Annotated in this window: 12 protein-coding genes and 1 pseudogene; 8 read left to right on the forward strand and 5 right to left on the reverse strand. The window is 62.3% G+C overall.

The window, feature by feature from the left end:
* Positions 1-62: 62 nt before the first annotated feature.
* Positions 63-998, forward strand: coding sequence for a bifunctional helix-turn-helix transcriptional regulator/GNAT family N-acetyltransferase (locus NKJ58_RS12590; RefSeq protein WP_352853205.1), 936 nt, complete (start codon positions 63-65; stop codon positions 996-998).
* 6 nt (positions 999-1004) lie between these two features.
* Here the strand turns inward: NKJ58_RS12590 and NKJ58_RS12595 are convergent, their stop codons facing one another.
* Positions 1005-1835: an AraC family transcriptional regulator gene (locus tag NKJ58_RS12595; protein WP_352853207.1), complete on the reverse strand. Its 831-nt coding sequence runs from the start codon at positions 1833-1835 to the stop codon at positions 1005-1007.
* A 128-nt stretch (positions 1836-1963) separates the two neighbouring features.
* On the opposite strand from NKJ58_RS12595, the pseudogene NKJ58_RS12600 reads away from it, so the two are divergent.
* From NKJ58_RS12600 to NKJ58_RS12620, 5 genes and pseudogenes are all read left to right on the forward strand, one after another.
* Positions 1964-2172: pseudogene (locus NKJ58_RS12600) on the forward strand (iron chelate uptake ABC transporter family permease subunit); the annotation flags it as partial.
* A gap of 126 nt (positions 2173-2298) precedes the next feature.
* Positions 2299-2769, forward strand: coding sequence for a MarR family winged helix-turn-helix transcriptional regulator (locus NKJ58_RS12605; protein WP_023705728.1), 471 nt, complete (start codon positions 2299-2301; stop codon positions 2767-2769).
* Positions 2766-3959 carry an HlyD family secretion protein gene (locus NKJ58_RS12610; RefSeq protein WP_352853208.1) on the forward strand — a complete coding sequence of 398 codons (1194 nt, stop codon included), beginning with the start codon at positions 2766-2768 and terminating at the stop codon, positions 3957-3959. The genes NKJ58_RS12605 and NKJ58_RS12610 overlap by 4 nt, the downstream gene beginning before the upstream one ends.
* Positions 3960-4308: 349 nt before the next feature.
* Entirely contained in the window at positions 4309-5844 is a 1536-nt protein-coding gene (locus NKJ58_RS12615; protein WP_352853210.1) for a DHA2 family efflux MFS transporter permease subunit, read from the forward strand.
* A gap of 334 nt (positions 5845-6178) precedes the next feature.
* Positions 6179-8797 carry an EAL domain-containing protein gene (locus NKJ58_RS12620; protein WP_245263080.1) on the forward strand — a complete coding sequence of 873 codons (2619 nt, stop codon included), beginning with the start codon at positions 6179-6181 and terminating at the stop codon, positions 8795-8797.
* A 29-nt stretch (positions 8798-8826) separates the two neighbouring features.
* Here the strand turns inward: NKJ58_RS12620 and NKJ58_RS12625 are convergent, their stop codons facing one another.
* From NKJ58_RS12625 to NKJ58_RS12640, 4 genes are all read right to left on the reverse strand, one after another.
* Positions 8827-9357, reverse strand: a complete 531-nt coding sequence (locus NKJ58_RS12625) for a CAP domain-containing protein (protein WP_023671529.1) — start codon at positions 9355-9357, stop codon at positions 8827-8829.
* Positions 9358-9503: 146 nt separating this feature from the next.
* The gene (locus NKJ58_RS12630; protein WP_023671530.1) at positions 9504-10136 is read right to left on the reverse strand and encodes a LysE family translocator; all 633 of its coding nucleotides are present in this window, start codon (positions 10134-10136) and stop codon (positions 9504-9506) included.
* A gap of 159 nt (positions 10137-10295) precedes the next feature.
* Positions 10296-12269 carry a TadE/TadG family type IV pilus assembly protein gene (locus NKJ58_RS12635; RefSeq protein ID WP_023724810.1) on the reverse strand — a complete coding sequence of 658 codons (1974 nt, stop codon included), beginning with the start codon at positions 12267-12269 and terminating at the stop codon, positions 10296-10298.
* 196 nt (positions 12270-12465) lie between these two features.
* The gene (locus NKJ58_RS12640; RefSeq protein WP_023682977.1) at positions 12466-14361 is read right to left on the reverse strand and encodes a TadE/TadG family type IV pilus assembly protein; all 1896 of its coding nucleotides are present in this window, start codon (positions 14359-14361) and stop codon (positions 12466-12468) included.
* A gap of 337 nt (positions 14362-14698) precedes the next feature.
* Here NKJ58_RS12640 and NKJ58_RS12645 point away from each other — a divergent pair, with 337 nt between their 5' ends.
* On the forward strand, positions 14699-15559 hold the full coding sequence (locus NKJ58_RS12645; RefSeq protein ID WP_352520945.1) for a TIGR01459 family HAD-type hydrolase: 861 nt from the start codon (positions 14699-14701) through the stop codon (positions 15557-15559).
* A gap of 9 nt (positions 15560-15568) precedes the next feature.
* Positions 15569-16552 carry a bifunctional riboflavin kinase/FAD synthetase gene (locus tag NKJ58_RS12650; protein ID WP_352853212.1) on the forward strand — a complete coding sequence of 328 codons (984 nt, stop codon included), beginning with the start codon at positions 15569-15571 and terminating at the stop codon, positions 16550-16552.
* Positions 16553-16580: the final 28 nt, after the last annotated feature.

The following is a 16580-nucleotide window of genomic DNA, read 5'->3' on the forward strand; positions in this document are numbered from 1 at the left end:
ATCTCCTCGATACTTGACTAAGTCAAATAAATGACCGATCGTTGATGGGCAGGAGGCTTCCCATGACGATCCATCATCAACCCGGCAAGGAGCGCATCGACGCGGTGCGGGCTTTCAACCGCTTCTACACCCGCCAGATAGGTCTGCTCGACGAAGGCCTGCTGAAAAGCGCCTTCTCGCTGACCGAGGCGCGGGTGCTCTACGAACTGGCGCATCGCGATGGCCTGACCGCCAGCGATCTCATTCGCGATCTCGGCCTTGATGCCGGTTATGTCAGCCGGCTCCTGAAGAAGTTCGAGCACCTGCAGCTGATTTCGCGCGCGGCGCTGGCGTCGGATGCGCGGCAATCGTCGATCACGCTAACGCCGGCGGGGCGGCAGGCCTTCGCGCCGCTGAACCGGGCTTCGCACGACCAGGTCGCCGCCTTGCTGGCGCGGCTTCCCGCTGCCGAACAGGACCGGCTGGCCAAGGCTATGCTGACGGTGCAGCAGCTCCTGGGCGAGGACGCCGAGCCCAAAGTGCCGTATGTGCTGCGCCCCTTGCAGGTCGGTGACATCGGCTGGGTCGTGCGCCGCCAAGGACAGATCTACGCACAGGAATATGGCTGGGACGAAACCTACGAGGCGCTGGTCGCCGAAATCCTCGGCGCCTTCGTAAAATCCTTCGATCCAGAATGGGAACGCAGCTGGATTGCCGAACGGCAAGGGGAGGTGGTCGGCTCGGTCTTCGTCGTGCGCAAATCCGACGCGGTGGCGAAGCTGCGCCTGCTCTATGTCGAACCATCGGCGCGCGGCCTCGGCATCGGCAAGCGGCTGGTTCAGGAGTGCATCGGCTTTGCTCGTGCCAAGGGCTACAAGACGCTGACCCTATGGACCAACGACATCCTGACCGCCGCCCGCCACATCTACGAGAGTGCCGGCTTCAGGCTGGTGGACGAAGAGCGCCATCACGCCTTCGGCAAGGATCTGGTCGGCCAGAACTGGAACCTGGAGCTGTAGCGGCGTTCAGGCCACCGGGACCCATATCTCCAGCCCGCCATTGCCGCTGCGCGGATCGAACTCCGGGCCGTAGCGCTCGAATTCGGGGCCGTCGGCTATATCGTGCCCCGAGGCCGGCAGCCATTTGTTCCAGATCGTGTTGACGGTGCGGCGGATGGTGGAGATGTGTTCCGCATGCGTGAAGACTGCGTATTTCTGCGTCGGCACGCGCACCCGGGAAAGCTCCTTCGGCAGGTCCGAGAAATCCGAAACTTCGACGCCGGCGATATAGTCGAAATTGCCGGCATCGTCGCCATTGACGCAGACGCCATAGGCGACGTCGCCGGTCTCGCCTGGAATGTTGCCGATATAGGGCCCAAAGCGCTGCCACTGCATCGGAATGGCCGCGCTGGTCTCGCAGCTGTAGCGCCCGCCGAGGCCGGCAATGAGGAAGGGACGGCCGGTCTCGAAGCGCGGCGGCGGCAGTGAGGCGAGGAAGGACTGGTCCATCAGGATCGGCTCCACGAGATCGAGATTGCTGAGGCTGCCCTGCGCGCGCACCAGTTCCGGCGTCGTGCCGAACTGATCGCGGAAGGCGCGGGTGAAGGCTTCGTGCGAGGCGTAGCCGGCATCGAGCGCGACCGCGAGGATGTCGGGCGCGCCGGAAGCCAGCTTGCGCGCCGCTTCGGTCAGCCGGCGCGCGCGCAGATAGCCCATCACCGAACGGCCGGTGGCGGCGCCAAAGGCGCGCGTCACATGAAAGCGCGAGACGCCGCTGCTTTGCGCGACATCCTCAAGCGAGATCGCTTCCGGCAAATGGCTCTCGACAAACCACAGCGCTTTCTCGGTCGGGTTCATGAGTCTCCTCGCATTTGGCGGCACATTTTGTCGGCTTTTTGCGAGGCCAGTTTGATCGAAATTGCGCCTGTCGTAAAATCGAAGGGCGCTGGTCGACTGTGGCAGGTCACCATCGTGGAAAGCCGTTGCTGGGCGGCCTCGGCCTGGCTCGCTGGGACAATATCTGGGCGCGCTGGGTGCGGGCACCATCCTTGCCTATGCGCTGTGGAACCACCGCCGGCTCGATGCCTTCGCCGCCGGCGAAAATGCCGCCGAAAGCCTAGGTGTGCCGGTGGCGAGGACGCGCAAGACGACCTTTCTCCTCGCGGCGTTCTCGACGGCAATTCACGTCACGGTCGGGAGGTCATCCGCAACCGTCATTGACTGTGCCATGACCGCATCTGCATGGCTGCCATCCCTCTTTTTCGGCTCTGGTGCAACGCGGCGCCTTGAATGGTAAGCACGCTTATAATATATACCGCTCATGGTTTCCGACGGCATAGATAGATTGGGCTTTTTGATCCACGACGTGCAGCGCCTTATGCGCAAGCGCTTCGAGGCGCGCGCCAGCGGACTTGGCCTTTCCTCGGCACAATGGCGGCTTCTGGTTCGCGTTGCGAAGGAGGCGGGCGTCGCCCAGGCTCGCCTCGCCGAACTTCTCGAAATCGAGCCGATCAGCGTTTCACGCCTCGTCGACCGGATGGAGGAGGGCGGCTGGATCGAGCGGCGCTCCGACGCAACTGACCGGCGCGTGCGTATGATCTTCCCGACAGCCAAGGCGAACGCGGCCTATGCCGAGGTCAAAAGCCTTGCTGGCGAAGTTTATGAGGAATCGCTGGTCGGCGTTTCGCCGGACGACCGCCGCGTCCTTATCCGGGCGCTGGACACCATCGTGCAAAACCTGGCGGACGGCGAGACGTCGTCCTTGAAGAGTACGGAAGGGGCAGCAGCATGAACGCGGCAGCCAAGCTAGACGAGAATGTAACCAAGATCGAGACGCCGGCAAAGCCGGCCGCCGAAGCGCCTGCACAGCCGGCCGCAGCACCTGTCGCGGTGGCTCCCCCGGTTCAACCCGCTCCGGCTCCGGTCAAGAAGCGCCGCCTCGGCCGCTTGCTGCTGATGGTCGCCCTGCCGGCCGCGCTGGCCATTGGTGGCGGTTATGTCTGGGTGACCGGCGGCCGCTATCAGGAAACCGAGAACGCCAATTTGCAGCAGGCGAAGGTGTCGATCGCCTCGGACACGGCCGGCCGCATCGTTCAGGTCGGCATCTCGGACAATCAGCAGGTCAAGCAGGGCGATGTGCTGTTTGCCATCGACCCCGAGCCCTACCGGATCGCGTTAGCCCAGGCCGACGCGGCGGTCGCAGTCGCACGCGTCGGAATCGAACAGCTGCGCGCCGCCTACAGCCAGGCGCTGGCGCAGGAAAAGTCCGATGCCAGCCAGGTCGACTACGCGCAGTCGCAGTATGACCGCGCCGCCGACCTTGCCCAGAAGGGCATCAACGCCAAATCGTCGCTGGACGAGGCCAAGAACGATCTCGACAAGGCCAGGCAGCAACTGGCCGTTGCCGAGCAAGGCATCATCAGGGCCAAGGCGGCTCTCGCCGGCAATCCCGATATCGAGACCGACAAGCATCCGACGGTGATGGCCGCACTCGCCGCGCGCGACAAGGCCGCCTACGATCTGGCGCAGACCACGGTCAAGGCGCCGGCCGACGGCGTCATCAGCCAGGCCTCCTCGTTCAAGATCGGCCAGTATGTCGGTTCCGGCACGCCGCTGTTTGCGTTGGTCGAGACCGGCGACACCTGGATCGATGCCAATTTCAAGGAAACCCAGCTTACCCACATGAAGCCTGGCCAGAAGGCCGAGATCGTCGTCGACACCTATCCGGGCAGAACTTTCGAGGCCACCGTCAAGGCGATCGGCGCCGGCACCGGCGCGGAGTTTTCGCTGCTGCCTGCTCAAAACGCCACCGGCAACTGGGTCAAGGTCACGCAGCGCATTCCGGTGCGCCTGGAGCTGACCGATGCCGACGCCAAAATGGCGCTTCGCACCGGCATGAGCGCCTCGGTTACGGTGGATACCGGCGTGGCCCGCGGGTTCCCCGCTATCTTCGGCCACGCCACCGCAGGCGAAGCACAATAGACTGTGAATGGACCGTGATCTCGAAAAGCAGGATCACGGCCCGGCAGAACGCCCGCCGCAGGCGAGGTGAAGTTGAGATGACAGGATCGGTCCGACGGCAGGTTGAACGAGGGGTGGATTGGACCGGGCCGCATCGCGGCCTGCCCAGAACCTGGACCATCTCGGCGCCCGTCCTTCGGACCTTGGATTTCCGGGCGGCAAGCGCCTGATGTGTCGAGACCTTCGATCGATGTAACCCCCACATCGATAGATCGCGTCCCACCGCGATGAGGGTCTCTTCACCAGAGAAGGCCTCGCCGCCCGGAAACCTAATGTACACGTTTTTGTTACCTGTCGGAAGTTCCGCATCATGACCACACCAGAACCTTTCAAGGAAGTGCCGCATCGCGGCCTGATCACCGTGGCGCTGATGCTGGCGACGGTCATGCAGGCGCTCGACACCACGATCGCCAATGTCGCGCTGCCGACCATGACCGGCGACCTCGGCGCGTCGCCCGACAACATCAACTGGGTGTTGACCTCCTACATCGTTGCCGCCGCGATCATGACGCCGGTGACCGGCTGGCTGGCCGACCGCTTCGGCCGCAAGGAACTGTTCCTGGCGGCGGTTGTCGGCTTCACCGTGTTCTCGATGCTGTGCGGCATTGCCTGGAGCCTGGAGAGCATTGTGTTCTTCCGGCTGATGCAGGGCGTGTTCGGCGCAGCCATCGTGCCGCTGTCGCAGACCTTCCTGCTCGACATCAACCCCAGGGAACGCCACGGCCAGGCGATGGCCATCTGGGGCGCCGGCATCATGCTGGGGCCGATCCTGGGTCCGACGCTGGGCGGTTGGCTGACCGAGAATTTCAACTGGCGCTGGGTGTTCTTCATCAATTTGCCGGTCGGCATCATCGCCTTCCTCGGCATGGCAGCCTATTTGCCGATCATTGCCCGGCGGATACGCAGCTTCGATTTCTTCGGTTTCGCCATGATTTCGCTCGGCGTCGGCGCGCTGCAGCTGCTGCTCGACCGCGGCGGCGAGGTCGACTGGTTTTCCTCGGTCGAAATCTGGATCGAGCTTGCTCTTTCGATCACCGGCTTCTGGGTTTTCATCATCCATACACTGACGGCGGAACGTCCTTTCATCGACCCCAAGATCTTCCTCGACCGCAATTTCGTCACCGGTCTGGCTTTCATCTTCGTCATGGGCGTGCTGATCCTGGCCTCGATGTCGCTGCTGCCGCCAATGCTGTCGACCATCTTCGGCTATCCGACCGTCACCATCGGCGTCGTCCTGGGGCCGCGCGGTGTCGGCACGATGATTTCGATGCTTGTCGTTGGACGGCTCATGAGCAGAATCGACGCCCGCATCCTCGTCGTCATCGGCTTTCTGCTCACCGCGCAGTCGCTCTACACCATGTCCTCCTTCACGCCGCAGATGGACAATTGGCTGATCCTCAGCTCCGGCGTCATCCAGGGTCTGGGCATGGGCATGGTGTTCGTGCCGCTGTCCACGGTGGCCTTCGCCACGCTCGACGTGCGCTTCCGCACCGACGCCACGGCCCTGTTCAGCCTGGTTCGAAATCTCGGTTCGTCGATCGGTGTGTCGGTGGTGACGGTTCTCATGGTGCGCAACACGCAGGTCAATCACACCGAACTGTCGGCTTTCATCAACCCGTTCAACCCCAATTTGTGGGCGGCCTCGCCGGCGGCAGCAGGCGGCGATCCGACGGCACTTTCGCAGGTGGACCGCATGGTCAACATCCAGGCGATGATGATCTCCTACGTCAACGACTTCAAACTGCTGATGGTGATGACGCTGGTTGCCATTCCGTTTGTCTTCCTGCTGCGCAAGCCGAAGACCGCTCCGGCCGGCGCGGCCGCTCCTGCCGCGCATATGGATTGAGGCGGGCGCCGGTAGCGCTGGCAGCAAGCTGGTTGCCCCTGATGATTGTTGCTCGGATGATCGTCAAAACCCCGCGTGTGCAAAAGAATATCGATAATGAGCCGTTGGAAGTTGATTTGAAATGACATTTGCACCTTTGGTATCTGGTTGCTGACGCCTCCAATTCCGTTACAGTTCATCTTGAATTAGCACATCTGTAACATTGTCAGTCGACTTTCGTCTGGCACGACAGAGGCCCTTTCTTGTTTCAGGTGCCAAACCGGAGGAGGTCTGTTTGGTCACGAAGTCATCCAGAAGATCCGTCGGGGCGCGCGGGCCGGTGGGCGTAGCCGCATTGGCAAGACTGGCTGACGTTTCCTACGATACGCTCGAGGGAGAACTTCGCACGACCATTGCGGGTCTCGAAGGGCAGACCCTGCGCTTCGAGACTGCGATCGAGAATATTTCGCAAGGCATCTGCTTTTTCGATGCCGATGAACGGCTGATCCTGAGCAACCGGCGCTATGCGGAAATCTACCGCATTGCGCCCGAGGAATTGCGGCCTGGCGTGACACTGAGCGAAATCGTCGAACGCCGCGTCGCCGCCGGCACGGCGGCGACGGCCGCCGACACCTATCTCGCAACGGCTCGCTCGATCAATTCGGGCAAGGCTTCGCGGCTCTGGACCGCCAAACTTGTCGATGGTCGCACAATCCAGATCCGTAACCAGCCCATGCCCGATGGCAGTTGGATCGCCACGCATGAGGACATCACTGAACTCCTCGCCAATCGGCAGATCGTCGACGAGCGCATTTCGCTGCAGGCGCTGATCGACTGGGTGCCCGATTACCTCTGGGTCAAGGATACGCAAAGCCGTTTCGTCGTGGTCAACAGCGCCCTTGCGACCGATAGCGGCCGCAACAAGACCAGCGACATGATCGGTTTGACCGATTTTGATCTCCACCCCCCGGAAGTTGCGCGGAAATTTCGCCTGGTCGAGCAGCGCCTGCTCAAGAGCGGACAACCAATGATCGACGCGGAAGAGTTTGTCGTCGATGCGTCGGGGAACGGCAAATGGCTTTCGTCGACGAAGGTGCCGTTGCGCAATCGCCAAAATGAAATCTTCGGCCTGGTTGGCATTGCCCACGACATCACCGCCCGCAAGCAGGCGGATGTCCTTCGCAGCGGGCAGGCGCAGATCCTCGAAATGATTGCCACGAGCGCGCCGCTGGAGGACGTGCTCGACCGCCTCATGCGCTTCGTCGAGGCTCAGTTGAAGGGGATATTCGGTTCCGTCCTGCTGCTCGACAAGGACGGCATTCATTTGCGTCACGGTGCGGCGCCGGGCCTGGCGAAAGCCTATACGAGCGCCATCGATGGGGCGGCCATCGGTCCCAAGGTGGGATCCTGCGGAACCGCCATCTACCGGCGGGAACCGGTCATTGTTACCGATATTCTGCAGGATCCGCTTTGGGACGATTACCGCGAACTGGCGGCACCCCATGGCTATCGTTCGTGCTGGTCAACCCCGATCCTGTCGCATCGGGGCGTCGTGTTGGGCGCCTTTGCCATGTATTCGATGACCGTGCGCGAACCCACCCATGCCGAGACCCGCCTGATCGAGTTCACCACACACATTGCCGGCATCGCGATCGAGCGCAAACTGGCGGAAGACCAGATCCACTTCATGGCCAACCATGATGCGCTGACCGGCCTGCCCAATCGCGCTTTGCTGGAGGATCGGCTTTCCCAGGCGGTCCTCTACGCGCAGCGATACAATCGCTGGATGACGGTAGTGTTCATCGATCTCGACAATTTCAAACTGGTGAACGATACGTTTGGCCACAATGCCGGCGACGAACTCCTCAAGACCGTCGCCAGCCGTTTGGTTGGATGCGTGAAGGCCACCGACACCGTCGTGCGGCTTGGCGGCGACGAATTTGTCATCGTCCTGTTCGACCAAACCACCAATGTCGATGTGGTCTCGGAAACCCTGCAGACGATCAGGGATGCGATCGCGGAACCGGTTCTTGTCGGAGAGCATCGGCTGAGAACGACGGCCAGCATCGGCATCGCAAATTACCCGAAGGACGGGACCAGCCCGGATACGCTGTTGGCCAATGCCGACGCCGCCATGTATCGCGCCAAGGAATTCGGCCGCGACAATTTCCAGTTCTATGCCCCGGAGTTCAACTCAACGGCACATGAAAAATTCCTGCTTCAGGAGGAATTGCGAAACGCGCTCGCCCGGTCGGAATTCGCTCTGCATTATCAGCCACAGGTGGATCTGCGATCGGGGCAGGTTTTCGCCGTCGAAGCGCTGGTGCGCTGGAACCACCCGACGCGAGGCCTGGTTTCGCCGGCGATGTTCATCCCGACCGCCGAGGAGACCGGGCTGATCGTGCCGCTCGGCGACTGGATCCTGCACGAAGCCTGCCGGCAGAACAAAGCCTGGCAGCGCGCCGGTCTGTCGCCCGTAACCGTCTGCGTCAACGTGTCGGCGCGGCAGTTCCGGGAGAAGAACCTGATCGACCGCGTCGTCAACGCATTGAAGGAAAGCGGCCTGGAGGCGAGGTATCTCGAGCTCGAAGTGACGGAAAGCCTCATCATGCAGGATTTCGAGCTGGCGGTCGCAACGATGAACGGACTGCAAAAGCTCGGCGTGCAGATATCGATCGACGATTTCGGAACAGGCTATTCCAGTCTCAGCGCTCTCAAGACGTTTCCGGTGGCGCGGCTGAAGATCGACAAGTCCTTCATCAACGATCTCGCGACCGACGAGAACGATCAAGCGGTCACTGGCGCCGTGATTTCCCTGGGGCAGAAGTTGAACCTTCGGGTGCTGGCCGAAGGTGTCGAAACGGAAGACCAGGTCGCCTTCCTGCGCAAGAACAATTGTGACGAGGTGCAGGGCAATTATTTCAGCAAACCCCTGTCGGCTGGGGATATCGGCGAGCTGATCGCGAAAGGCTGACGGCTGGCTCGCGCCGTAACCGCTGGCTGCTATTTTCCGAGCACCAGGCTCCAGTAGCGGATGGCGCTGTCGCGTCCGTCGCGTACATAGGCGAGGCCGAAGCGGCTGAAATCCGGATCGAGCATGTTGCGGCGGTGGCCAGCCGAATGCATCCAGATGTCGAACAGTTTCTGCTGGTCGAAGCGGCCCTCGGCGATGTTCTCGGCGGCGGCGCCCCGCACCCCATTGTCCTTCATCCGCGACGCGAAATCCTTTCCCCAGCCCGTCGTGTGGCTCATGCGTTCGCGTGAGGCCATATAGCCGGCCTGCTGCCGAGCGGCCTGCTCGAGCTGGGCGTCCGGCACCAGCGCCGGCAGTCCGGCCGAAGCTCGGATGCCGGCCAGCGTCGCGGTGGCCGAGGACGACACACCGGCGCCTTCGCCGGTCGGCACCGAGACCGTACTGCAAGCAGCGAGGCCGGCCATGGCTGCAAGGCCGATCAGCAGCAGGCGCCTGTTTGGTTTTGGACTTGCTGCGCCAGAGCGGGTTTGCGCGAGCGGATGATTGGTGGTGCAGATCATTGTCATGCCTGCCTGACTTAGCCGCGATCATGGCTTTTGCCGGGCAGGGCTGCGAAAATCTCAATCGCTGGCCTCCGTGCAGGTTCGGCCGGCCGATTCGAATGGGAAGGTCGGCGGCCGATGTAGTCTCGGCGCGCTGCGTCCGATCAGCGTTGCGCGTCGGTCGCCATTTTAAGCGCCAGCGCGGCGAGCACCGTGCCCATCATCCAGCGCTGGATGACCATCCATAGCGGCCGTCCGGCAAGGAAGGTGGCGATCGAACCGGCCGTTACCGCGATGATGGCATTGGCGGTCAGGCTGATCGAGATCTGCGTGGCGCCGAGCACCAGAAGCTGCGACAGCACATGGCCGTTGCCCAGCGAGATGAACTGCGGCAGCAGCGACAGATAAAGCACCGCCACCTTGGGATTGAGGAGATTGGTCATCAGGCCCATCGCGAACAGCTTGCGCGGCCTGTCCTTCGGCAGTTCGCGCACCTGGAATGGTGAGCGCCCGCCGGGCCGCACCGCTTGCCAGGCGAGCCATAGCAGATAGAGCGCGCCGGCAATGCGCAGTGCGTCATAGGCAAACGGCACGGCAAGCAGCAGCGCGGTGATGCCCAGCGCTGCCGATACGACATAGAACAGAAAGCCGGCCGCCACGCCGCCGAGCGAGATCAGCCCGGCCTTCGGGCCTTGCGACAGCGAGCGCGAGATCAGGTAGATCATGTTCGGCCCGGGCGTCAGCACCATGCCCAGGCAGACCAGCGCGAAGGCGAGATGGTTGGCGGTTTCGGGCACTGGCAATCTCCGGGAAGCGGTGACGATACCCACCACGCGTTTTGACCTCACCGCAAGAGCATGATGGCCGGAGCCTTTGCGCCAGCGTCGAAAATTGGCGAAAGCGGCGAAGCCGCCAATTTCCCCCGCAAGGTGGGGGAAGATCAGCAGCTTCAACCCTCAGCTCACCACGCGCAGGTTCGAGAGCTCGTTGGCGATTTCCTTGAAATTGTCGGACAGCGTGGCGCCGGTCGCGTTCCAGAACAGTTTTGCAGGCTTGCTCGGGTCGGCCGGATCCTTGCGGAAGCGCGAGTCCGACGAGCACACCTTCAGTGCCTCCATCGCGCTCTTGTCGCCGGCGTCGGTCGTCGACATATCGAGCGCCACCGTCATCACCATGATGTTGGCCGCCTTGGCGTTGTTGCACAGCGTCGCCATCTGCTCGTTGAGGGCGGCGGTGTAGTTGCTCGACGAATAGTTGAGCTGGCCGATGGCGCTCGACGTGCCGCCGAACAGGCGGGTGACCGCAGTGCCGTTGTAGCCGACGCCGGTATAGCCATAGGCGGCATAGGTCGACTTGTTGCCGGCGGGATCGCTGCTGGGCACCGCGTAGGTGTTCTCGCCGTCGGTGAGCACGATGACCACCTTGTCGTTGCCGCGCTCCGTCTCAGGACGTCCTCCTGTGAAAGGCTCCGTGCTGGAGACGGTGCGCCAGCCCCAGGCCATGCCCTCCGGCACATTGGTGAAGCCGTTCGGCGCCATCAGGTCGATCGCAGCCTTGATCTTGGTCAGCCCGGCGGTGTTGGAGACGTCGGTCAGCGGCGTGATCGGTGTCGTCGTGCAGCTGTAGTTAGGACCGGCACCGGCCGACAGCACCGGAGCATTGATCGGCCGCGGCTGGAAATACTTGGCCATGTTGGACTGCCTGGTCTTGCCGGAGGTGCTCGCCGGATCGTCGTTCCACCAGCTGTTGGCCGCGCCATAGGTCTTGGGGGCCACCTCGTCGGGGTCCTGCGTTATGTACCAATGATTGCCCGGCTCGTCTGGCGCGAACATCGGCACGAACATGGTGGCGGGATCGCCGACGCCGGTGCCGGTGTTGTTCGGTCCGCCGGAGGCCGGCGCGTCGGTGACATTATAGGGGTAGGGACGGACCTCGACGCAGCCCTGCCAGCTGGCGAACGGTCCGTATGTGTCGTTGTAGTCGTATTCGTTGTGGCTGTCCGAGCATGTATGATTGGCACGATATTTGTCGCAGACCACGCGTTTGCTGCCGACGATGCGCTCGTGGCTGGTGACCACCTTCATGTCGCGGTAGAGCGAGAAGCGGGTCAGCATCTGCCCCTCCTGCTCACCCCAGCCAGTGCCTTTCTTGTACCAGATGCCGCCGATCTTCTGGGCATATTTGTCGGCTGCGTTAAGCGTGGACCAGGCGAAATTCTCATTGTGGATGGGCGACAGCCCGTAGGCGTCGATCCACGACGCGTTGTCGTTGCTGGCGCCGACATTGACCGAGGCGGCGAACGGCACAAGGCTGAACTGGACCGGCTTGTCGATCTGCTTGATCATCGCGGCCTGCAAGGCAAGCGTGTCGACGAGCTGCTTGGCGGCTTGCTTGAGAAGGTCGATGCGCTTTTGTCCGGCACCCGTGCCCGTGTTCGACATCGACCCCGAATTGTCGAGCACCATGGCCACTTCCAGCGTGTTCTTCAGCCGGACTTGCGAACACACGGAGTAGGTGACGTTTTCCGACGTCCTGCCGATCAGCATCGCCGCTGCCGGCAGGAAATAGGGCTTGTAGACCAGGCTGGCGCACAGCTTGACGATGCCGCCGCCGGTCGTGCTGCTGGGCAGCGTAACGCTGAGCGTCGTGTCGGCGGGATCGACGTCGTTGAGGTTTGCCTTGAAGAAGTCGAGCGCATAGGCCCGCAACTGGTCGTCGGTGGCGCCTTCCACCAGCCGGCGCGCGGTGGCGAAGTTGGCGGCGTCGAGCGCGTTGACCACCCTCTGCTTCTCGCTGACCACGCCGGTGTAGTCGACGGCCATGGCCACGCCGCCCATCAGTGGCACCATCGCCACAACGGTCATCAAAGCGTAATTGCCGCGGCGGTCACGCCAGAAGTCACGCCGGAATGTGCGCCAGAGTTCACGCATGTGATGTAAGCGGCCCCGCCTGCGGATTCTTCAATGCCGCCACAGTTTCACAAAACGTTGAAGGATGGGTTTGGGAAACTGCTCGATTGCGCGGATAGCGCTTCACCAGGCGCTAACCAAATGCACGGACACGTGAGCAACGCCGCAACAAAACGCCCCGCCGAGGCGGAGCGCCGTGTTCGAAAGATCGCGCCGATCAGCTGACGATGCGCAGGTTCGACAGTTCGTCGGCGATTTCCTTGAAACTTTGCGACAAGGTGGCGCCGGTCGCGTTCCAATACAGCTTCGCCGGTTTGCTCGGGTCGGTCGGATCCTTGCGGAAGCGCGAATCCGAGGAGCATTTCTTGAGCGCGTCTATGGCGGTCTTTTCCGCCGGCTTGGTGGTAACCAGGTCAAGCGAGACCGTCATCAAGAGAATGTTCGAATTCTTCGCATTGGTGCAAAGCGTTTGCATCTGCTGGTCAAGCGCGGTTGTGTAGTTGGCCGCCGTATAAGTTGTCTTGGGGACGGTCGTGTTGACGAAAAGGCGGGTCGCGGTTTCCCCCGTTTTCGGGCCGGTATAACCATAGGCGGCGTAGGTCGATCCGTCCTTAGCATAGCTGCTGGTCATGTCGTTTGTGGGGCCGATGCTGTAGGTGTTGGCCCCGTCGGTCAGCACGATGACGACTTTGTCGTTGCCCCTTTCAGTGTTCGGCCGGCCTTCTGTGAATGGCTCGTTGCTCGACACCGTCCGCCAGCCCCAGGCCAGCCCTTCCGGCACGTTGGTGTTGCCCGTCGGGGCCATGGCATTGATGGCATCCGTCAGGATTTTCTTGCCTTCGGTGGTGGTTATGTCCTGCAACGGCGTGATCGCGGCGGTCGTGCATGCCGAATTGGGCCCATCATCGGCCGCAGTACTCGATGCGTCCCAGGGCTTTGTCAGAAAATACTTTCGCATATCCGCCTGGCGTTTGGTGACAGTCAGCGTGTCGGAATAATCGATCCACCAATTGTTGGCGTAACCCCAGGTCGATGTGCTGGTGCGAGTGGTGTCGGTCCAGAAATTGCCAGCTTCGTCCGGCGCGAACATCGGCACGAACATGGTGGCGGGCGTGCCAGTGGTCGGCGACGTGTCGTCGTCATTATAGGGATACGGCCTCGCCTCCACGCAGCCCTTCCAGGCTTCGTATTGGGCGGTCACAGAGGTCTTGCAACTGCCGTTCGAGTTCTTTTTCGTACAGGTCGTGGCCTTCATGTCGTTTGCAAAGAGACTGAACCGCGTCGCCGTGGTATTTTGGCCGTATTGCCCGGTGCCCCAGCCACTGCCGCGCTTCCAGTAAGCACTGCCGACCTTTTCAATGTATTTATTCGAGTCATAACCAGACGACGCGTTCTTGTACATGAACTGCCAATCAAAGTTCTCGTGATGGATTGGCGAAATGCCGGTCGTATCCATCCAGGTTGCGTCCTTGTTGGCTGGGCCAACATTGACCGAGGCGGAAAACGGGACCAGCGAGAACTGCACCGGCCTGGTGACCTGCCTCATTTGTGCGGCCTGGAGCGCCATCGTATTGACAAGCTCGGTAGCGGCCTTCTTGAGCAAATCTATTCGCGGCTGGCCGGTGCCGGAGCCGTTGATGCTCATGGAGCCGGAATTGTCGAGCACGAGAGACACTTCCAGCGTGTTCTTGAGGCGGATCTCGGAGCACGCGGAGGTTTTGGCATCGGTGGACGTTCTTCCGATCAGCATGGCCGCCACCGGCAGGAAATAGGGGTGGAACGTCAAACTGGCGCACAGCTTCAGCGTGCCGCCACCTGCGTTGTTGTTGGGCAGCGTCACCGTCAGGGCCGTATTGGCCGAGCTGACCTTTCCGAGATTGGCTTCGAAGAAATCCTTCGCATAGGCCTTGACTGCCGTGTCGGTCGCCCCGGTGACGATCTGCTGTGCCGTGGCAATCCCAGCGGCATCCAGCGCGTTCAGCATGTTCTGCTTTTGACGCAGGAGGTCGGTGTAGTCGATGGCAAGCGCCAGCGCGCCCATCAAGGGCACCATGGTGATCACTGTCATCAAGGCATAGTTGCCGCGTCTGTCGTTCAGAAATCTGCGGATCATGCCTTCAGCACCCCTGCCAGGACCCCAATATCGGTCCGAAGATGCCCACAAAATCGTTAAATTTCAGGTTGCTGAACTGCGTTCAACATAGGGCCATCTTTTCAAGGCTCGTTAACCACTCGGCCCTGGTGATCAGCGGTGCGACATTGTTTCGATCGACCGAAGCTCGGAGAAGGGTGGTTCCTGCCTGTTGCAACCTTCGATCAGCCCGTTGCGCAACAGCCTCGCAAGTGCCGAAAAGCTGGTGACAGGATGAAACGCTTCGGTTAATGCGGGGCCGGTTGCGGCGGACCGTCGGCTGCAGCTCTCGCAATGATCGTCACAGCAGGAAAACGGCATGGCGGATTCGCCTGACATCATCGGCTCGCTCGCGGATTTGTCGGGCGCCTACTCGGCCATCCTGTGCGATGTCTGGGGCGTGATCCACAATGGCGAATGGCATTTTCCAGCGGCTGCCGAAGCGCTTGCCGCCGCGCGTGCGGCGAAGGTCCCGGTCGTCCTGATCACCAACTCGCCGCGCCGCAATGCCGATGTGGTGGCGCAGATGAATGCGATCGGCGTTCCCGCCGCCGCCTACGATCGCGTCGTCACCTCAGGCGATGTGACCCGCGACCTTATCGCCGAAGGTCCACGAAAAATCTTCCATATCGGCGCCGACCGCGATTTCACCCTCTATGACGGTCTCGACGTCGAGCTCGTCGAGGAGTTCGAGGCTTCCGGCGTGGTCTGCACCGGGCTGTTCGATGACGAGGTGGAAACGCCTGAGGACTACGCCGATATGCTGCGCCGGCTGCGCGCCAGGAACCTGCCTTTCATCTGCGCCAATCCCGACATCGTGGTCGAACGCGGCGAGCGCATGATCTGGTGCGCCGGCGCCTTGGCGCGCGACTATGCCCAGCTTGGCGGCCGCACGCTGATCGCCGGAAAACCCTATGCGCCGGTCTATGACGTAGCGCTGCGGGAGGTTGCCGTGCTTCTCGACCGCGACGTCGCGCGCTCCGAGGTGCTGGCCATCGGCGACGGCATGATGACCGATGTCAAGGGCGCGGCCGACAACGGCATCGATGTGCTTTACGTCTCGGGCGGCATTCACGCGCGCGACTATGGCGATCCCATGCAGCCGGACCCCGCCAGGCTCGCGGGCTTTCTGCAAAAGCACGGCTACCGGCCGGTCGCCGTCATTCCGAGACTGCGGTAGGGTTGCTGCATGAGCGCAGCTTTCGAACACATTTCAGCAACCGCGCCGCTGCCGCCGCATTTGCGCCGCGGCGTGGTGGCGATCGGCAATTTCGACGGCGTCCATCGCGGCCACCAGGCGGTGCTCGATCGCGCGCTTGCCGAAGCCGGGCGGCGCGGCGTGCCGGCGCTGGTGCTGACCTTCGAGCCGCATCCGCGCAAGGTGTTCAGGCCGGATATGCCGCTGTTCGTGTTGACGCCGCCGCCGATGAAGGCGCGGCTGTTGTCGCATCTGGGCTTTGCCGCACTCGTCGAACAGCCGTTCACGCGCGCCTTTGCCGGCCTGTCGGCCGAGGCTTTCGTGACCGATGTACTGGAGACGAACCTCGGCATCACCCATGCCGTGACCGGCTTCGATTTCCACTTCGGCAAGGACCGGCAGGGCGGTCCTGCGTTTCTGATGGCGGCAGGCGAGCGCCATGGTTTCGGCGTCACCCTGGTCGACGCCTTTCGCGACGAGGGCGCCGAGGTCGTGTCGTCGAGCCGTATCCGCGAGCTGCTCTGCGAGGGAGAGGTCGCCGAGGCCGCAGGCCTGCTCGGCTACCGCTTCACCGTCGAAAGCGAAGTGATCGGCGGCCAGCAGCTCGGCCGCACGCTCGGCTTCCCGACAGCCAACATGAGGCTTTCGCCGGAAACGACTCTGAAGGAAGGGATTTATGCCGTCCGCTTTCGCCGCGCCGACGGCACGCTCTATGATGGTGTCGCCAGCTTCGGGCGTCGCCCGACTGTCGACGACAATGGCGCGCCGCTGCTCGAAACCTTCGTCTTCGACTTTGCCGGCGATCTCTATGGTGAGATCTGCGACGTATCGTTCTTCGGCTTTTTGCGCCCCGAGGTGAAGTTCGATGGGCTCGATGGGCTGGTGGCACAAATGAAGCGCGACGAGGCGGAGGCGCGCGCGCTGCTGGCCGGCGTCAGGCCGCTTTCGGATCTGGACGGCGCCATCGCTTTTTGAGCCTTCCGGCCGCTTACCTCTTCAAGCC

This window comes from Mesorhizobium sp. M0139 (genome assembly GCF_040322455.1).
In the GTDB taxonomy this organism is placed as follows: domain Bacteria; phylum Pseudomonadota; class Alphaproteobacteria; order Rhizobiales; family Rhizobiaceae; genus Mesorhizobium.